This window comes from Bradyrhizobium sp. HKCCYLRH2015 (genome assembly GCF_051168215.1).
Taxonomy (GTDB): domain Bacteria; phylum Pseudomonadota; class Alphaproteobacteria; order Rhizobiales; family Xanthobacteraceae; genus Bradyrhizobium.
Genome location: NZ_JBNPUO010000008.1, coordinates 187,169 through 204,495, shown reverse-complemented (window position 1 = coordinate 204,495; position 17,327 = coordinate 187,169). Strand labels below are relative to the sequence as shown.

At 67.0% G+C, this 17,327-nt stretch carries 14 protein-coding genes; 3 read left to right on the top strand and 11 right to left on the bottom strand.

Features of this window, described 5'->3' with window-relative positions; translation table 11 throughout:
• Positions 1–8: 8 nt before the first annotated feature.
• Both ACQR1H_RS21935 and ACQR1H_RS21930 read right to left on the bottom strand, forming a co-directional pair.
• Positions 9–3,515, bottom strand: a complete 3,507-nt coding sequence (locus ACQR1H_RS21935; RefSeq protein WP_316218026.1) for a DUF6603 domain-containing protein — start codon at positions 3,513–3,515, stop codon at positions 9–11.
• Positions 3,508–6,024, bottom strand: a complete 2,517-nt coding sequence (locus ACQR1H_RS21930) for a hypothetical protein (protein WP_434908175.1) — start codon at positions 6,022–6,024, stop codon at positions 3,508–3,510. The genes ACQR1H_RS21935 and ACQR1H_RS21930 overlap by 8 nt, the downstream gene beginning before the upstream one ends.
• 1,022 nt (positions 6,025–7,046) lie before the next feature.
• Between ACQR1H_RS21930 and ACQR1H_RS21925 the strand changes: the two genes are divergently transcribed.
• A complete protein-coding gene (locus tag ACQR1H_RS21925) occupies positions 7,047–7,289 on the top strand; it encodes a hypothetical protein (RefSeq protein ID WP_434908174.1) in 243 nt (80 codons plus the stop codon).
• Between the two features lie 228 nt (positions 7,290–7,517).
• Here ACQR1H_RS21925 and ACQR1H_RS21920 read toward each other — a convergent pair whose 3' ends face one another.
• The 5 genes from ACQR1H_RS21920 to ACQR1H_RS21900 form a co-directional block, all read right to left on the bottom strand.
• Complete coding sequence (locus ACQR1H_RS21920; protein WP_434838032.1) at positions 7,518–7,760, bottom strand: hypothetical protein; 243 nt, start codon at positions 7,758–7,760, stop codon at positions 7,518–7,520.
• 127 nt (positions 7,761–7,887) lie between these two features.
• On the bottom strand, positions 7,888–9,120 hold the full coding sequence (locus ACQR1H_RS21915; RefSeq protein ID WP_434908173.1) for an MFS transporter: 1,233 nt from the start codon (positions 9,118–9,120) through the stop codon (positions 7,888–7,890).
• Between the two features lie 170 nt (positions 9,121–9,290).
• Positions 9,291–9,731 carry a hypothetical protein gene (locus ACQR1H_RS21910; RefSeq protein ID WP_315804590.1) on the bottom strand — a complete coding sequence of 147 codons (441 nt, stop codon included), beginning with the start codon at positions 9,729–9,731 and terminating at the stop codon, positions 9,291–9,293.
• Positions 9,732–9,845: 114 nt separating this feature from the next.
• On the bottom strand, positions 9,846–10,535 hold the full coding sequence (locus ACQR1H_RS21905; protein WP_316181135.1) for a substrate-binding domain-containing protein: 690 nt from the start codon (positions 10,533–10,535) through the stop codon (positions 9,846–9,848).
• 218 nt (positions 10,536–10,753) lie between these two features.
• Positions 10,754–12,790, bottom strand: coding sequence for an NAD(+) synthase (locus tag ACQR1H_RS21900; RefSeq protein ID WP_434899892.1), 2,037 nt, complete (start codon positions 12,788–12,790; stop codon positions 10,754–10,756).
• A gap of 188 nt (positions 12,791–12,978) precedes the next feature.
• On the opposite strand from ACQR1H_RS21900, the gene ACQR1H_RS21895 reads away from it, so the two are divergent.
• Together ACQR1H_RS21895 and ACQR1H_RS21890 are read left to right on the top strand one after the other, a co-directional pair.
• Positions 12,979–13,830: an SDR family oxidoreductase gene (locus tag ACQR1H_RS21895; RefSeq protein WP_434908172.1), complete on the top strand. Its 852-nt coding sequence runs from the start codon at positions 12,979–12,981 to the stop codon at positions 13,828–13,830.
• Between the two features lie 126 nt (positions 13,831–13,956).
• The gene (locus tag ACQR1H_RS21890) at positions 13,957–14,436 is read left to right on the top strand and encodes a hypothetical protein (protein ID WP_315804594.1); all 480 of its coding nucleotides are present in this window, start codon (positions 13,957–13,959) and stop codon (positions 14,434–14,436) included.
• A 72-nt stretch (positions 14,437–14,508) separates the two neighbouring features.
• Here the strand turns inward: ACQR1H_RS21890 and ACQR1H_RS21885 are convergent, their stop codons facing one another.
• The 4 genes from ACQR1H_RS21885 to ACQR1H_RS21870 all read right to left on the bottom strand — a co-directional run bounded on the left by ACQR1H_RS21885 (position 14,509) and on the right by ACQR1H_RS21870 (position 17,299).
• A complete protein-coding gene (locus ACQR1H_RS21885) occupies positions 14,509–15,135 on the bottom strand; it encodes a hypothetical protein (RefSeq protein WP_315804683.1) in 627 nt (208 codons plus the stop codon).
• A gap of 181 nt (positions 15,136–15,316) precedes the next feature.
• Positions 15,317–15,583: a hypothetical protein gene (locus ACQR1H_RS21880; RefSeq protein ID WP_315804595.1), complete on the bottom strand. Its 267-nt coding sequence runs from the start codon at positions 15,581–15,583 to the stop codon at positions 15,317–15,319.
• Between the two features lie 82 nt (positions 15,584–15,665).
• Positions 15,666–16,637, bottom strand: coding sequence for an NAD(P)H-dependent flavin oxidoreductase (locus tag ACQR1H_RS21875; RefSeq protein WP_316218031.1), 972 nt, complete (start codon positions 16,635–16,637; stop codon positions 15,666–15,668).
• Between the two features lie 56 nt (positions 16,638–16,693).
• Positions 16,694–17,299 carry a hypothetical protein gene (locus ACQR1H_RS21870; RefSeq protein WP_316218032.1) on the bottom strand — a complete coding sequence of 202 codons (606 nt, stop codon included), beginning with the start codon at positions 17,297–17,299 and terminating at the stop codon, positions 16,694–16,696.
• Between the last annotated feature and the right edge of the window lie 28 nt (positions 17,300–17,327).

Sequence of the window (17,327 nt, the reverse complement as noted above, 5' to 3'; positions counted from 1 at the left end):
TGCCTCCGCTACGCCGCGCGCTTCATCTCGTGCGGGCGCACGATATGGGCCTCGCTGGCGAAGCTCGGATTGCGCCGCGTCTCGGCCGCCATGAATTCACCGGCGCTGGCGCGCGATTGGAACGACGCAGGCGCGCCGGCGATCGGCGAATTGTCGACCAGGCTCACCACCACATAGGACGCCTGATCGACCGCGATCTTGTCGTCGAATCCGTGCTTCAGATCGCGCGACTTCGCCGAGATCTCCGACCGCGCCACGGCGTTGTTGGCCAGGAAGTGCGTGAACAGCCCGGAGATGAGCGTGACGAAGCGCCGGCGTGCGCGCTTGAAATTGTTGTCGACGATGATCTCTTCGTAGCGGGCGATGCGCTTGGTGACATAGCTGGTCTTGGCCTGGTTGCCAGTGACCGACAGCTCCAGCCCCGCCTCCTCGGCCTCGTAGTCGGAAGCGCTGAGCTTCTCGCCGTCCTTGAGGTCCTTGAACTGGGCGATCGCGAACGACTCCCGGATGGTGGCGCGCTTCTCGATGCCCGACGTCGCGGCCGCGACCGCGAAGTAATTGGCGTCGTCCGGGCGCTGCGCGCCGATCTTGTCGAGGGTGATGCCGAGCGGAATCGCACGCTGGGTGATCTTGAGCGAGCCGACCGGATGCAGCACAAGGTCGGAGCCCGCGTCCACGGTCTTGAGCGTCACCAACAGCCTGCTGCTGTTCTGCAGCGCGGCAGTCCAATTCTCCGCCTTCGAGTATTCCGCCACCAGCAGGGGCAGCACGGAGACCGGCGGCAGGCTGGTGTCCTCCTTGTCGCCCCAGGTGTGGGAGAAGTCGACGTCGACGTCCCAGAACAGCAGCGAGATGCTCCCGGTGCCCTCGACGTGCCAGGGCGATGTGCCTTCGAGCGAGCCGCGGAAGCGGATACTGAACAGCCCCGCGCCGAACAGCTTCACCGACAGCGAGGCAGAGATCGTGATGATGAAATAGAACGGCGAGAACTGGAACAGCGCGTCGAAGGCGAGATGGCCCTCGATGCTGGCGATCGAGATGCCGAAATAAAGCTCCGCATGTGCGCCGAACTGCACGGTGTTCGACGTCACCGCGAAATAGGCGTCGACCCGGATGCGGGCCACCGGCGTGTTGAGGATGTTGATCGCGATCCGGGGGATCGGCGGGAACGGCAGCGGCGGTGGATTGTAGGCCGGGTGGAAGCCGCCGACGGAGACGATGAAAGTGGCGTCGCCGCCGAATGACGCGAGCACGCCCATGCCGCCGTCGAGCGGCATGAAGATCACGCGCGATTCGTACAGGATGGCGAAGAACCAGCCGCGCTTCTTGTCGAATTCGATCGCGCCCATGAAGGCGACCTGGATGATGATGAGCGGCAGCCGCTCGTCCGGGATCGCCACCGTCAGCTTGCCGATGATGGCGATGTTGCCGGGAATCTCGATGATGATCCCCAGCGACAGGCTGATCAGCGTCGGCGTGCCCCAGCCGAACTTCGCCATCGGGCCGATCAGGAAGGTCCCCTGCTCCGGCGGGAAGAAGGTGCGGAGGTCGGAGATGATCCGGTGCGCGTTGGCGACGACGTCGTGCGGGAACAGCACCGAGTCCAGCGAGCCGGCGCGCACGCCGTTGACCAGCGCGTCGAGGTCCATCGAGCGGTTGAGGCCGACGAGTCCGCCGACTCCCAGCAGGGTGAAGCCGAAGCCGAGCTGCATTCCGGGATTGAACTCGACCGTGATGATGGCGATGAAGGAAAAGCCCTTTGACCCGTCCGGCATCTTGGTGGTGATGACGCCGATTGCCGTCACCGAGAGAAAGTCGAGGATCTTCAGTTCGAGCGCGCCGGCATATTCGCCGCGGTCCGGATCGATGAAGAGATAGCCGCCGCCCGTCACCGCCCCGGCATCGATCGACAGCCCGACACCGTTCGGTGGCTTGAAGCCGAAGGATAGATCGATCGGGCCGAGATTGCCGCCGCTCCCCGGAAAAGCGAGATCGGTCCGCAGCCCGATGTTTTCCACCACCGCGACCAGCGGACCGAGCGCCGCCTTCAGCGTCGCGCCGATATCGATCGGGAGGCCGCCACCCGACGGTGTCACCGCGAGCGTCAGTCCCTGCACCTCGATCGGACCGAGGTCGATATGCGCTGGGATCTGGATCTCGAGATGCGAGGTGCCGCGGAAATACACGCCGCGCGGATAGGCGACGCCGAGGCCGAGATCGAACTCGAACCGCGTCGAGATCCCCGACAGGATGGTCGAGATGAAGCCGTCCGAGCCGGACGCGTCGAGGACGAAAGCGAGGCCCTTGAGGTCCACCTCGGCGAACACCTCGACGTCCTTGCCCGCCACCAGCGTGAAGCCGCCGGCACCGCTCACCGATTGGTATTCGAGCCGCGTGCCCTCGCCGGTGCCGAGGATAATGGTCGGGCTGCCGGAGGCGGCGGAGTATTCCACTTCGACGCGCGCGGTGCCCTTGGCCGACGTCGGCGCGCCGCTGCCCGCGAAGCCGGTCACCATGTCGATGCCGCTGCCCGGCCGCACCATCAGGCCGACACCGCCGGTGAGATCGAGGTCGCTCGAGATCGTCACCGCGATCGTCGGACCGAGCTGCATCCGCACCGACAGCAGCCCGCTGAACGACGGCAGCAGCGCGAAGCCCGGCTTCTTGGTCCCGGACTTCGGCAGCGGGAACAGTCCGAGCTCGGCCGATAGCCGACCCGCGTCGCGCGCCCGCTCGAAGAACACCAAGCGGAGCCGCTTGCGCACCGCGGCACGCCCGGTCGGAGGGCCGCCTTCGAGCGCGCGCGCGACCCGATCCGGCACCTCCACCATCCGGACGTCGAGCCCGAGCCCGGCCGCGAGGCTGTCGATCTGTCGCGCGAAGCCGGAGAAGTCGAAGCTGTCGGTGCCCCAGCCGAAGGCGTTCTCGAACAGTGTCACCGGGTCGGAGACGATCTTCGGCAGGTCCGGGAAGCTGAACCTGTAGTCGATGTAGTCCGGGCGGTTGCCGGCCGGCGCGGTATAGCGGGTGCTGATGACGCCGAGCGCCTGCAGCGCGAAACCGATGCCCGGATGATGGTTGCGCAGATAGGTGATGAAGAGATAGCCGACGAGCTGCCCCGGAAACTCGCCCTTGAAATTGTCGGCGTTCAGCGTCGCCGAAAATGCACCGCCAGGCGCCGAGACGAGGTCGTCGATCGCCTGCACGACGCCGGCGATCGCCTCGATGGCCTTGAAGGCGTCTTCGAGCGCCCCGGACTCCAGCGTCATCTCGCCGTCGGACGCCACTTCGCCGTCGAGCGACAGCCCACCGCCGACCAGCGCCTGGAGCCGATCGAACAACAACTGCAAGTCGACCGCAAGATCGGCGATCGGCTTCGGAATCACGTCGGAATCCCAGCCCAGCTTGAGCAGCAGGCCCTGGAACGCGGCCGGCGACTCCACCGCCGCCCGCAGCGGCAGCAGCAGCTTGCCGATCTCGGCGACGATCGTTTCGAGGGCGCCCGGTTCAGCCATTTTTCTTGGCCTCCGGATAGAATTCACGGTCGACGACGTCGTGCAGAGCGGGATCGACGCGGTTGGTGATCAGCCATTTGCAGACATGGCAGAAAGCGCCGCTGCTGTTCCGCATCTTGCAGTCGCCGGCCGGCCGATAGACCAGCCCGGTGAAGTTGTATGCGCCCTCGTACAGGCCGACCAGCCGCTGCGCCTTGCATGGCGGCTTGAAGTCCGGGATGTCCTTCGGGTCGTCGCCCTCGTCGTTCACATGAGCGGTGTCGGTATCCTTGTTGAGCGGCAGATGGTTGCCTGCGATGAAGTCGCGCACCTTCTTTTCCACCACATAGACCAGCGCGTCCGCATCGTCGCGGCGCGGCACGAACAGCAGCGAGCCTTTCGGAAACACGGGAAACGGCGCCGGCGGCAATTCCAGCCCGCCGAGCCGGATCGAGCCGAGGTTCTGGTCGATGTCGCCGATGTCGAGTCTGACGAGGTAATCGGCATCGATGAACGTAAGCGGCAGTTGCTGGCCGATCGCCGTGATCTGGATGCGGCGGAGAAACGCCTGGCGGCCGGCCGCCTTCGCCTGCACCCAGCGCGGGATCTGGCGCGGGTCGATCCTGACCTCGATCGAGCCACCCTGCTGGGTCGAAGCCTGGGTCAGCTTGGCCGAAAGCTCGATCCTGAGAAGTTCGAACCATTTCACCTTGGACGGATCGACCAGACGGGAGTGGTTGGCGGCGTAGCTCGGATCCTGAAAGATGTCGGCGAGCGCGACGATGTTGTCGTCCTCGCTCGAAGCGGTCGCATTGTCTTCGGCGCTCGTCTCGTATTCGTCGCCGAGATTGAAGGAATGGCCGAATTCGTGCGCAACCGTGTCGATAATATCGGTGAGGTCGGCGTCGATGTCGCTGGCAGGCTTGCGCCGCATCACTTTCTTCGTCGCCGTGTTGGTCGCCGGATATTCGAAGTCGAGCGTCTTCAGGCTCTGCAGCGAATTGGCGGTCACGGTCGACTGGTTGAAATTGGTGCCGCCGATCATGTCCTCGTTGGTGATCATGGCGATCAGGCCGCGGCTGCGCTTGAAGGTGCCGTCCGGTATCCACTCGGCGCCGAGCGCGGTGTGCGGCGACGGCCCGAGCCGCAGTCCGGACAGGTAGGCCATGATCGGCGCCGCAACGTTCGCGCGGCCGTCCCTGGCGAGCTCCGGCGGGTGCCGGCGCGGATCCGGGGCAAGGTGCCGGGTGGCGCTGGCCGGCTTGAAGAACTGATAGGCGCGGGCGATCAGCGGCGCGAGGTTGGCATCGCCCGCCGCATCCGCCGCCGGCATCGTCAAAGCGGCCCCGGACTTCGCCGACCGGTCGCCCCAGCGGGCGCCGAGCATCAGGCCGTAGAAGGTGTCACGTGCCTCCAGGATGCCGAGCGATTTCTGCTTCCTCCACGCTTCGATCAGGGTGTCGTTGACCTTCGCCGCGTCGTAATTGGGCAGCGACTGGCTCGCCCACCGCGCCTTCAATTGCGCCGGCGTCGCAGTCTCGTTGCGGAGCGGCAGGCCGACACGGGCCACGAGCTCGTCGACCTCGTAGATGCTCTTGTCGTCCGAAACGCTGTAGTTCCACGGAATCGGTCCGCCCTTGCCGAGCTCCGAGGTCTCCTCGTCGTTGACGCGCCAGCCGCAGGTCACCGCCTGCTCTTCCGACGCCTGGAAGGCCTTGAATACGTTGAAGCTGCCCGCGAGCGTGCCATAGGGCTCGTGGCGCTTCTGCGAGAACAGACCGTCCGCCGCTTCCTGCACGATCTTGTCGAACTTGTCCTTCTCGGACGCGCGAAAGCCTTCGGCGAGGAACAGGATGTTGTGCATCTCGGAGGCATTGGCGAGGTCGCCGGCGCGCACCGTGGAGATGTTGTCGCGGGTCTTGGCGTAGTCGACCACCTTCACCGGCAGGCTCTGGTTGACGCCGAGGAAGCTGCCGTCGAGCTGGGCCGTCCCCTCGCTCACGCCCCTCAACCGTCCCTCATTGTTCGTATTTGCCACCACGAAGGTGCTGGGGCTGGCCGAGCTGAGCGTGACGAAGCCGTGCCCGGTGATGTCGCCGACGAGATCAGTCCCGGTCGGATCGTCGCTGAACAGCGCGCACAGCGTCGGCTGGCTGTGGGCGACCGTCGGATGCAGCGCTGTGGTGACCGAGGAGTTGCCGAACCACCAGCCGAGCACATCGTCGTGCACCTGGATACGCGCGACAACGTAGCCGGGGCCATATTCGATCACCACGAGATTGATGCCGACGTCGTCGCCGGTGATGGTGCGCGCCGCAGGATCAATCGTCACGAAGCTGGTCAGCCGGGACCCGACCGGGTTGTACGGCGCCAGGATTCGAAAATTGCAGTCCGCGGTGACGTCGGTCAGCGTGTAGGTCGTCGAGCCGTTCGGCAGGTCCTGGTCGAACACGCGGAACGGCAGCACCTTGGTCGCGGGCTTCTTCAGCGCGACGTGCATGTCGCAATGCGGATAGACGATGAGAGGCATGCCGGCACGACCCTCTCTCAGCCAGCACACCTATCGGGAAGCCCGTCGCTCCCATCGAAAATCTGGCATCCCCAAGATTGTACACTCAAGCCTTCTCAACACAACCTCAACGTGATACTGTTTCGACATCCTTCCGCAATTGTCGTTTGCCGAGTGGTGTTCTCCATCACTGGGGCCAATCCTGCTGCAAATGCCGGCGGCGTGGAGCTCTCGTTGTCCTCGTTCACGGATGAACACGACCGCTCTATGGCGCGATCCGGTTTCTCTCCGTCGAGCTCCCTGAGACGTACTGCGACTGACCGCGTCTCCTATCCGTGGGTTCGGCCCGACGCTGCTCGACGTTGTCACGGGCGCAGACAAGCACCGTCACGTCATTCAGATGTCAAACAGCCAGATGTCAAACAGCCACTTGCGGTCGCTTCAGGCGTGCGCGCGCAGTCTCGCGGCTCGATGAGTCCGAGGGATGCGCTGGCCGGGCGCGCCTCGACATACGAGAGGCGCAGGGAGAGCCGGACCTCGACTGAGGCCCGTGGCCCGCCTGCGAAAAAATGCAGGCGGCAGGTACCACAGGTCCAGCCGGACGATCCGGCCCTCCCTGCGCGATCGGTTTTAACGGTGTCCTTCGTGCTCTCCTTGGGGACCGGGCTTTCTTGCCCCCATCGCCCGCGTGACGCTTGCGCATCAACAGCAGGCTTGACCTCAGCATCGGGAGGCCGGGACCCCACGACTTCGCCGTCCGCGACGCACGCGCTCGTCTGGCGCAGCATCCACGTCCATCGCAGCCCACCTCCACGTATCGTGACGACGCGTACGCCCTCTGCACGAGGCGGGATGCGCAGATAGGACCACAATTTCGGAAAAACGGCGATTGGAATCTTTTTCGGCCGACGCCTTGAAAAAGATGGCCACCGCAACGAAGCACAGGCGCACGCGACTTCGTCTGTCGCGCTGCAGCGTTGCCAATCTCGTCGATTGAGCGCAGGCTATCAGAAGCGCAGAAGTCGCATCAGGGGGAGAGACGCATGAAGGAACCGGGCCTGGACGGCCGCCATCGGGACAAGGATGGCGAGATCAGCAGGAAGCACGGCAATACCCTGGTCGGCACGCTGCGCAAGATCTACGGGAAGCCGTTCGCAGCGGGCTATCCGGACTCGACGAAGCTGAGCGACGTGCTGCTTCAGCTCAACGAGACGTCGCTGAGCCAGTTGCGCCGGGACCACGGCACCGGGCATTTGGATCACAAGATCAAGGAAGCCTCGAAGTGATCGGGTTTTGCTGATCGGGACTCATCGCCCGATTGGCGAGGCCGATTGGTGTTCGCAAGGTTTGTTCGCTCCCGTGGTTTCGTGCCGTCCGTTCGCGTGGAGCGCGTCGTCTTGCAGCGCTGTGGTGTAGCGGCGTCTTGCATCGCTGCGCTGCTGCGGAGTGCCACTGCGCGCCGGAAAGCCCGGGCACCGGGCACTCCGACGCGGAATCCGAGGGACAATTCCGTCCTATTTCCCCATGCTCCCCGCCTGGTTCGTGCCTGGGCCGACGTTGCCCTGGCTCGACGAGGTGGAATCGCGGCTAGACTTCATCGCGCCGCTGGTCGCCCGCATGTTGCTGCCGGTGGTCTGCGAGGAGGTCGTCGAGGTCGCGGCGCTGTGCTTCTTGGCATGCTTGGCTTGCGCGGCGAGCGGGACGGCAGCGAGGGTGGCTGCGACGAGGGTGGCAATGGCGAGCTGGGTCTTCTTCATGGATCCGATCTCCATCCGGTTGAACCCCACGCTCGCCCAACCCGGCTGCGACATCACAGTTCCTGCCGGTGGATCAAGCGTTGTTGTCCGATTCCGACAGCGCGCGTGAAGGTGCGATGCAGCAGCGTCAGGCCGGCGCCTGCATCGGCACGGCGCCAGGCTGCGACGCCGGCTTGGGAAACGGCCGGAATGTCATCATCATCATGACAGCGCCGAGGCCCATCACCCACGAGCCGACATAGAGCCAGGTGTAGCTGGCAAAGCTGTCGTAGATCAGGCCGCCGGCCAGCGGGCCGGTCGCCATGCCGAGGCTGCCGGCCATCGCCGTGCCGCCGATCACCGTGCCCATGATGCTCTGCGGAAAGTTGTCGCGCGCGATCGCCGCGTAGAGCGGCATGGTGCCGGCATAAAGGAAGCCGAACGTCGCCGCGACGGCATAGAACGCGGCGAGGTCGCGCACGGCCACGTAGGCGAGCGCACCGAACGCCTGCGCCAGCAGGCCGAGAACGAGCACACGCTTGGCGCCGAAGCGGTCGCCGAGCAGGCCGAAGGCGATGCGGCCGCCGAGGCCGGCGAGGCCCTCGATGCTGTAGATCGTCACCGCCGCCATCAGCGGGATGCCGCAGGTGACGGCGTAGCTGACGGTATGGATGATCGGGCCGGAATGGGTGGCGCAGCAGAAGAAGTTGGTGGCGAGCAGGATCAGGAACTGCGGCGAGCGCAGCGCCGCCGCGCGCGTCATCTCGGCCGGCCCGGCGGCCGGATCCAACGCGAGGGCGTCGCCGGGCGCTGACGATGGTGGACGGCCCACCAGCAGCGACGTCGGGATCATGATGGCGGCGACGATGGCGGCGATGCACTGCATCGCGGTGCGCCAGTCGTAGCTGGACACGAGCCAGGCCGCGAGCGGCGACATCGTCATCGGCGCGACACCCATGCCGGCCGAGACCAGCGAGACCGCGAGGCTGCGGTGGGTGTCGAACCAGCCGGTGACGGTCGCCATGACCGGCGGGAAGATCGCCGCTGTCGCGATGCCAGCGATCAGTCCGAACAGCAGTTGGAACGCCAGCAGCGAGGACGTCAGGCTTGCCAGCAGCAGGCTGACGGCGAGCAGGACCGATCCGATCAGCAGCACGGGACGCGGGCCGATCCGGTCGGACAGCGTGCCCCAGCCCATGCTGGTGACGGCCATCGCCAGGAAGCCGATGGTCATCGCGCTTGAGATCCCCGCGACCGACCAGCCGGTCTCGGCGGCCATCGGCTTGAGGAACACCGGCAGCGAGAACAGGCCGCCGACCGCGACGCAGCCGAGCACGCCCCCGGCCGCCACGATCACCCAGCGATAGTGCGATGTGATCATTCGTCTCCTCCTCTGCCGTTCGATGACAAGACGAACGGCGCGGGGCTCGGACGACATACGCGCGGACCATTTTTCGTCGCCCCTGGACCGTCGAAGGGATCGGCCGACGCGCGCAACCGGCAGCCGCGCCCCAAGCCGGTGCCGATGCGCTGGTCGCTTCCGATCCGTGCCTACTCCGTCTCGATCTCGGGAAAGGGCGAGTAGACGCGCTTTGCGTCGCAGCTGAGCATCGCGATCTCGCGCCGGCCTTTCAGACCTGCGTGATTCAGGCGCTTGTTGGTGAAGGAAATCGATTCGACCACCGTCCGCGGGCTGAGCTCCTGTCCAAAAGCACGCGGTCTGGTCATGTAGCGCACGCAGATGCCGACCACGGTTCCACCATTGAGGATGTCACCGAACTCCTTGGCGGGGTTCGATATCTGGGCCTTGGTGATGGGCATGCCAGCGTAGTCCGGCCAGGTCTTGAAATCGTTGGCGAGGATCTGACGATAGTCGGCCGGCAGATGCGTCGCCATCGCGGCGGCTTCCGCAGCCTTGTCATTTTCCGCGCTCTGCGTGACGCAGCCGGTCAGCAACGGAGGGATGAGAGATACGAGAGGCCAGCGACGCATGAGTCCTTCCATTCGCTTTCAGCACACGTCCTTCCATAGGGCGCGGCGGGGCGAAGTTCCATGCGGAAGTTGCGAGGCACGTGACGTCCAGGACGATCCTTGCCCCTCGCCGCCTCACACCGGCGTCATGCCGTGCTGGCGCTTGGTCTCGGCGGTCTCGTCCGAGACCAGATATTCGATGAACGCGCGTGCGGCGTCGGTGTGTGCGCCGGCGTTGCACAACGCGGCGGCGAACACGGTGCCCGGCTGCAGCGCGTCCGGCAGCAGACCGACGATGTCGATGCCAGGTGCGCCGAGCATCTCGCTGAGCTGCTGGAAGCCGACATCGACCTCGCCATCGGCGAGCAGCTTGGCCACGGGAATGCCGGGCTTGGCCTGGACCAGGCGCGAGGCGCCATCGCCCTCCAGGCCCCAGTCGCGGGCGAGCTTCTGCACATATGTGCCGCTCGGGCCGGTGGAGATGCCGATCGCCTTGGCGTTCTCCATCGCCTTGCGCACGGCGGCTTCGTCGAGCGGATCGGGCTTGGCGCTGCCGGCGCGCACCGCCATCGCCATCGGCGATTCCGCGATCTCGATGATGCTGCCGGGCACGAGGTGGCCGTCGGCCTCGAGCTTCTGCAACGCGTCGGAAGCCAGCACCGCGAAATCGAACGCTTCGCCGGCGCGGATGCGCTTGGCGGCATCGACGCCGCCGACGGATTCGATCGTGATCACCTCGCCGGTCGCCTCCTCATAGGCGGCCGCGAGCTCGGCGAGGATCTGCCTCGTCGCCATCGAGGAAATGCCGGCGGCGGTCACGCTCATGGAGGGGCTCCGTTTGAAGAGGCAATTGCAGCGCCGCAAACTACGCTGCGACGCTTCTTCGGATATGGCAAGCGGGGCAGCGGAGCAAGACGGTGGGAGGCAACAGCGGTTACGGCGAGCGCCGCTGCGCTCCCTCTCCCCGTTCTTACGGGGAGAGGGAGCGCACCGCCCGTGATGCAAAACGGTGCGCCATCGACATGCCACGAGGACTGCAGCCCTCACTTCGGCACGCTCTCCAGGTCCTCCAGCCACGCCGTCGCATTGCCGTCCGACGGCGCGCGCCAGTCGCCGCGGGGCGATAATGCGCCGCCGGCCACCACCTTCGGGCCGTTGGGCATCGCCGAGCGCTTGAACTGGCTGAAGGCGAAGAAGCGCTTGAGGAACACTTCGAGCCACTTCCTGATGTCGCCGAGCGCATAGGCGTTGCGCTTGTCGGGCGGAAAGTGCGGCGGCCAGGCGCCCTCGCCCGCATCCTTCCAGGCGTGATGCGCCATGAAGGCGATCTTCGACGGGCGCATACCGTAGCGCAGCGTATAGAACAGGTTGAAGTCCTGCAGCTCATACGGGCCGATCGTGGCCTGCGTGCTCTGCGGCGTCTCGCCCTCCTTCACCGGCACCAGCTCCGGCGAGATCTCGGCCGACAGCACCGCCTCCAGGGTGCGGTCGACATCGGCCGAGAACTGATGCGAGGCGATGACCCAGCGGATGAGATGCTGGATCAGGGTCTTCGGCACGCCGGCATTGACGTTGTAGTGCGCCATCTGATCGCCGACGCCATAGGTGCACCAGCCGAGCGCGAGCTCGGAGAGATCGCCGGTACCGAGCACGAGGCCGCCGCGGTCGTTGGCGAGGCGGAACAGATAGTCGGTGCGCAGACCGGCCTGCACGTTCTCGAAGGTGACGTCGTAGACCTCTTCGCCGCGGCCGAACGGATGGCCGATGTCCTTCAGCATCTGCGTGGCGGCGGGGCGGATGTCGAGCTCGGCGGCACTGACTTGAAGCGAAGACATCAGCGCATGCGCGTAGGACTTGCTCTGCGCGCCCGTGGCAAAGCCCGGCATCGTGTAGGCCAGGATGTTGGTGCGAGGCAGGCCGAGCAGATCCATCGCCTTCGCCGCGACGATCAGCGCATGCGTGGAATCGAGCCCGCCGGAGACGCCGATCACGATGCGCTTGGTGCCGGTGGCGCGCAGCCGCTGCGTCAGGCCGGCGACCTGGATGTTGTAGGCCTCGTAGCAGTCCTGATCGAGCCGCGCGGCATCGCTCGGCACGAACGGAAAGCGCTCGATGCTGCGCCTGAAGCCGATGTCGCCCTCGGCCGGCTGCAGCTCGAAGCCGATGCGGCGCCAGTGCACGCCGGCGCCTTGCGCGCGCGCGTTGTCGTCGAACGTGCCCATCAGCGCGCGCTCCTGGCGCAGCAAATCGAGATCGACGTCGGCGACGATGGTCTGGCCGGTCTGGCGGAAGCGCCCGCTCTCGGCGAGCAGCACGCCGTTCTCGAAGATCGAGGTCTGGCCGTCCCAGGCGAGGTCCGTGGTGGATTCGCCGGCGCCGGCCGCCGCGTAGACATAGGCGGCGAGGCAGCGCGCCGAGGTCGAGCGGCACAAGAGTGAGCGAGACTCGGCGCGGCCGACCGTGATCGGGCTGCCGGAGAGATTGGCGAGCACGGTGGCGCCGGCAAGCGCAAGTTCGGACGCCGGCGTGACAGGGATCCACATGTCCTCGCAGATCTCGACGCCGATCACGAGCCCGGCGACATCGGCGGCGGCGAACAGCAGGTCGGTGCCGAACGGCGCCATGGTCTCGGCGACCTCGATCATCTCGCCGCGGATGCCGGCACCGGAGGCGAAGTGGCGGCCTTCGTAGAACTCGCGATAGGTCGGCAGGTAGCTCTTCGGGATGACGCCCAGCACCTCGCCGCGATGGATCACGACGGCGCAATTGTAGACCCGGTGGGCGAAGCGCAGCGGCGCGCCGACGATCAGCACCGGCATCAGGTCGTGCGAGGCTTCGACGAGGGTGAGCAGCCCGCGCTGCACGGCATCGAGCAGCGGGTCCTGCTTGACCAGGTCCTCGATCGCGTAGCCGGACAGACAGAGCTCCGGAAACACCGCGACCGCCGCGCCCTGATCATGGCAGGCGCGCGCCGCCGCCAGGATCGCCGCCGCGTTGGCGGTCGGGTTGGCGACGCTGGAGACCGTGACGCAGGCGGCGACGCGGGCAAAGCCATGGCGGTAGATCGAATGGAAATTCATCGTGGCAGTCCATCTCTTGTCGCCGGAGCATACGACATGGACCATGACGGGAGCCATAACAAGCGCGGCAGGTCAGCACCGCTCCGCCCGCAGGCTGACTCCGCGCGCGTCATTTGAATTGCGCGGGCCGCCCGGCGCCGGGTAACTCGGAGACTCATCTATTCGCGCAGTCCAGGTGAACGGCATCCATGAACCTCTTCGTCATCGGCCTCGGCTACACCGCCCAGCGCTTCGTCGAGCTGCACCGAGGCGCGTTTGCCCGCATCGGCGGCACGGTGCGCAGCGCCGCCAAGCGCGCGGAGCTGGCGCCTGATGACATCGACCTGTTCGACAGCACGGCGCCCGCCGCCGCGACGCTGGTGAAGGCGGCGGATGCCGACGTCGTACTGATCTCGGTGCCCCCCGGAGCGGGCGACGACCCGGTGCTGGCCGCCTTCGGCGACGCGATCACGGCGGGCCGCGCGCGGCGCGTGGTCTATCTCTCGACCGTCGGCGTGTACGGCGACCACCAGGGCGGCTGGATCGACGAGGACACGCCGCTGGCGCCCGAGCACGACCGGGTGCAGGCCCGTGTCCGCGTCGAGGCGGAATGGCGCGCTGTCATCGGCGACCGGCTCGCGGTGCTCCGGCTCGGCGGCATCTACGGGCCCGGCCGCAACGCGCTGGTCGAGCTGCAGGCCGGGCGGGCGCGCCGCATCGTCAAGCCGGGCCAGGTGTTCAACCGCATCCATGTCGATGATGCCGCCAGCGCGATCATGGGTGCGATCCGGCGCGGACAAGGCGGCGCCTGGAACATCGTGGACAACGAGCCGGCGCCGCCGCAGGACGTCATCGCCTATGCCGCCAGCCTGATGGGCATCGCGCCGCCGCCCGAGCTGCCGTTCGACAGCGCCGAGCTGTCGCCGATGGCGCGCAGCTTCTATGCCAGCAACCGGCGCATCCGGAATATCCGCGCCAGGCAGGAGCTCGGCGTCGGCTTCGCCTACCCGACCTATCGCGCCGGGCTCGACGCGCTGTGGGCCGCCGGCGACGGGCGCTGAGGCAAGATTTTCGCCGCCGGGCGGGAAACCTTTCATGCCACCGGCGATTGCAACGAACAGAGATTGTCATGCGGGTTTGACGCGACTGCACGTCGCGCAGCCCTCACGGATCAAAGGATGTTCGACATGCAAGGCGATCAACCCATCAGCTGGCTGATGTTCTTCACGCTCGCGGCTGCGATCATCATCGCGGCCGGCGCGTTCCTGGCCTTCCTGCGCTCGCGGCACAACCGGGAGATCGCGGCGGTGGCGCTCGAGGGCGACGGCCGGAGCCGCGGCGTCGCCCCATCTGGCGCGCTGCCCGAGCTCGGCGGCCTGTTCGTGCTCGGGCTCGTGGTCGCCGGCCTGCTGGTCGCCGGCTATCAGAGCGGCGGCGCGACGCGCTTTGCCGGCGGCGACAAGCCGACCCCGGTGCCGTCGGCGCCGAGCAACACCGATCGCGGCACCACGGTCGGCGCCGGCGCCGCGATCACCCCGCCGGAAGCTCCGACCATGACCCAGCCGGCGCGGCCGGGCCCGGACCTGCGCACCGCGCCCGCGTCGTCGCCGACCGGAGCCGGTCCCGAGAGCGGCGGACATCCAGAGGCCAATCCGCCGGCGCGGTAAAAGACCCCCTCGAACAGCGAAGGCCGCGCAATGCGCGGCCTTTTGACGTGTTCACGGCAGGGATCGCCCGGATCAGATCGCAGCTGCGACCTTGTCGAGGCCGATGGTGCGCGCAAGCCGCCGCACTTCGTCCTTCTGGTCCTCGCGCAACTGCCAGAGCAGCGGCATCGCGGCCGACTTCAGCTGTTGCACCTCATCCGAATCCGGATCGAGCGCCACCGCGCCCGGCTTCGCCGCGCCCTGCCGTCCGGCGTGGATCTTACGGGCGACGGCGCGCAGCGCGGTCTCGACCGCCGGCCAATAATATTCCTGGCTCGACGAGAGCCGCAGCCGCTCCTTGATGCCGGCGATCTGGCCGTCCGACAGCAGCGAATAGGCCTTCTGCACCTCGGGCTTTAGCGGCGCCGGCGTCGGCTCGCTCCGGGCGAGAATCTTGGACTTCGGCACCACCGGCTCGGCAGCAACGACCGCAGCGGCCGACGCCTTGGCCATTTCGGCCTCGGACGGCGCATAGGCATAGGCCTGGCGGAGAGTCGTCTTCGGGGCGGCACTCGGCTGCTGCACCTCGGGGGCCGCAAGTGTGACCATCGCCAGGCGGTCGCCCTTGGCTTCACGGTTGGAGAGCGGGCTCTTCGCCACCACGGGCGGCATCATCGCACCGGCCGAAGGCACGCTGTCCTGCATCAGGACGCTCGTCACGGCCGCGCCTGCGATCAGCACGCCCAGCAAAGCGACAAAAGCGATCGACTTCGTCACGCAATTCTCCGTATCCCGGCGGAAAGCCGCACTTTGCCGAAAAGTGGGAGTTAATTAAGGCTTTACGATGCCACAGAAACACGCCGGCCACCATTCCGCCCTGTGAACATGACGGATATTTTTTTCACGCCGCCGAAGACAGCTCGGCCGGGATCAGCAGATCGTACGCGGCCTGGATGTCGGCAACGATGTCGGAGGCCTCCCAAAGCGCCGCCGGTTCCACCGAATGCAGGCTGATGGTCCAGTTCCCGCCGCGGGCGGTGCGGGGAACGCTCATGATGTCGAACTGGACGTTGCGGCACAGCGGATGCCGCTGCAGGGCATGCCCGACACGGATCCGGATCTCCTCAAGCGTCGCCCGCTCTTTGTCCTGCCGTAGCCCGATGCCCATCGCACGATTCCGCCAAGTTCAAGCTCCGCGGATTGTGGGACCCGATGGTTAATGGTGCCTTAAGGACACACATCACGTTTTCTCACGAGCGTGGCCACCCGGCGCCCATGTACTCATCGGCCGTGCGCGCGACCAGTTCGGCAACGGACGGAATGTCGGTCACCCCAGAGGTCGCGTGCCCCGCACTCCAGATGTCGCGCCAGCGTTTCGGCCGCGCCTCGCGCGCAGCAATGTCGATGTCGCTGCCGATCTCGATCGCGCCGCGCGCCGGCAAGGCCTCGGGGTCGAGCCCGGCCGCGACGATCGACGGCCGCAGCATGCTGGTCGGCAGGCCGGTGAAGGCGGACGTCAGCAGCACGTCGTCGGCCGAGCTCGCGACCAGCATCGCCTTGTAGCGATCATCGGCCAGGCTTTCGCGCGTGGCGATGAACTTCGTGCCCATATAGGCGAGGTCGCAGCCGAGCATCTCCGCCGCGCGCAGCGCGACGCCGTCGCTGATGCCGCCGGCAAGCACGATGGGACCATCGAAGAACGCCCTGACCGCGCGCACGAAGGCGAATGGATTGAGCCAGCCGGTCTGGCCGCCGGCCCCGGCCGTGAGCAGCACCAGGCCATCGGCGCCGGCCTCGACCGCGCGCTCGGCATGACGGATCGAGGCAACGTCAGCGAACACCAGCGCGCCCGCATCATGCAGGGGCGCAACGACCTTCGCCGGCGAGCCGACCGAGGTGATCACGATCTCCGGACGATGCCGCAACAGCACCGCGAGATCGTCCTGCAGCCGCGCGTTGGAATGGTGCACGATCAGGTTCGGGCAGAGCGGCGCAGCCGCCCGCCGACTGGCATCGCTGTGGCGCGCGAGCCGATCGGCGATCTCGCGCAGCCAGGCATCGAGCTCATCGGGAGTACGACAATTGACGGTCGGGAACGCGCCGATCACGCCGTTCCCGCAGGCCGCGCTCACCAGCTCGATCCCGGACACCAGAAACATCGGCGCTGCGATCAGCGGCAGGCGCAGCCGCGTCCGCAGCCCGGCCCATCGAGTCTCCTGCACGGCGCGTCCTCCCCGATCATTGTTCGGCTCAGGGATAACGACGCCGCCGCGTGCGATCAATCGTCGCCGAAGAAGCTGAAGCGCGGTCCATCCATGCCGACCGGCTGCGCCGCATAGGCGCGCGGCGTCGTGTCATCGCGCACCGCCTGCTCGACGGCGCGCATATCCTGCTCGCGGCGCTGCCGCCGGCGCTCGACATATTGCCGGTGCCGCTCGGCGCGGCGCTGCTCCGCGGCGCGCTTGCGCTCGGCGCCGCGCGACTTGAGATCGGCGTCCTCGGGCTTCGCTGCGGCCTTGTCCTGAACGTCCTCGGCGGCGGCCTGGGTGCCGGCGGGCGCCGAAGAGGCCGCTGTGGCCTCCGCTGCGGCGGCTTGCGGCGCCGGCGAGGGATCGGTCGAGACCGGGGTCACGGGCCTCGTCTCGGTTGCGGCAGGCGCCACCTTGACCGGCGTGATCGCAGCCGCCTGCGTTGCCGCAAGATACGAGGTGACCGTCGGACTTGGCGACGGCGCCTCCGGCACGGAACGCTCGAGCTTGGCCTGCTCGAGCGCCGGCGATCTCGGATGCATGCCTTCCGCGATCATGAGCCCGCCGCCGAGACCGGCCGCGACGGCAATGGCAACCGTTCCGGCTCCCGCAAAAAAAGCTGTCGAGGTGCGCATGGCCTTGCTCCGTTGTTGTTCGGCCGGG

Coding starts and splice junctions, on each gene's coding strand:
- ACQR1H_RS21905 (WP_316181135.1), bottom strand. CDS start 10,535: ATGAGCGTGACCGCCGCCGGCATTTCCTCGATGGCGACGAGGCAGATC.
- ACQR1H_RS21915 (WP_434908173.1), bottom strand. CDS start 9,120: ATGATCACATCGCACTATCGCTGGGTGATCGTGGCGGCCGGGGGCGTG.
- ACQR1H_RS21935 (WP_316218026.1), bottom strand. CDS start 3,515: ATGGCTGAACCGGGCGCCCTCGAAACGATCGTCGCCGAGATCGGCAAG.
- ACQR1H_RS21910 (WP_315804590.1), bottom strand. CDS start 9,731: ATGCGTCGCTGGCCTCTCGTATCTCTCATCCCTCCGTTGCTGACCGGC.
- ACQR1H_RS21920 (WP_434838032.1), bottom strand. CDS start 7,760: ATGAAGAAGACCCAGCTCGCCATTGCCACCCTCGTCGCAGCCACCCTC.
- ACQR1H_RS21925 (WP_434908174.1), top strand. CDS start 7,047: ATGAAGGAACCGGGCCTGGACGGCCGCCATCGGGACAAGGATGGCGAG.
- ACQR1H_RS21930 (WP_434908175.1), bottom strand. CDS start 6,024: ATGCCTCTCATCGTCTATCCGCATTGCGACATGCACGTCGCGCTGAAG.
- ACQR1H_RS21870 (WP_316218032.1), bottom strand. CDS start 17,299: ATGCGCACCTCGACAGCTTTTTTTGCGGGAGCCGGAACGGTTGCCATT.
- ACQR1H_RS21900 (WP_434899892.1), bottom strand. CDS start 12,790: ATGAATTTCCATTCGATCTACCGCCATGGCTTTGCCCGCGTCGCCGCC.
- ACQR1H_RS21890 (WP_315804594.1), top strand. CDS start 13,957: ATGCAAGGCGATCAACCCATCAGCTGGCTGATGTTCTTCACGCTCGCG.
- ACQR1H_RS21895 (WP_434908172.1), top strand. CDS start 12,979: ATGAACCTCTTCGTCATCGGCCTCGGCTACACCGCCCAGCGCTTCGTC.
- ACQR1H_RS21880 (WP_315804595.1), bottom strand. CDS start 15,583: ATGGGCATCGGGCTACGGCAGGACAAAGAGCGGGCGACGCTTGAGGAG.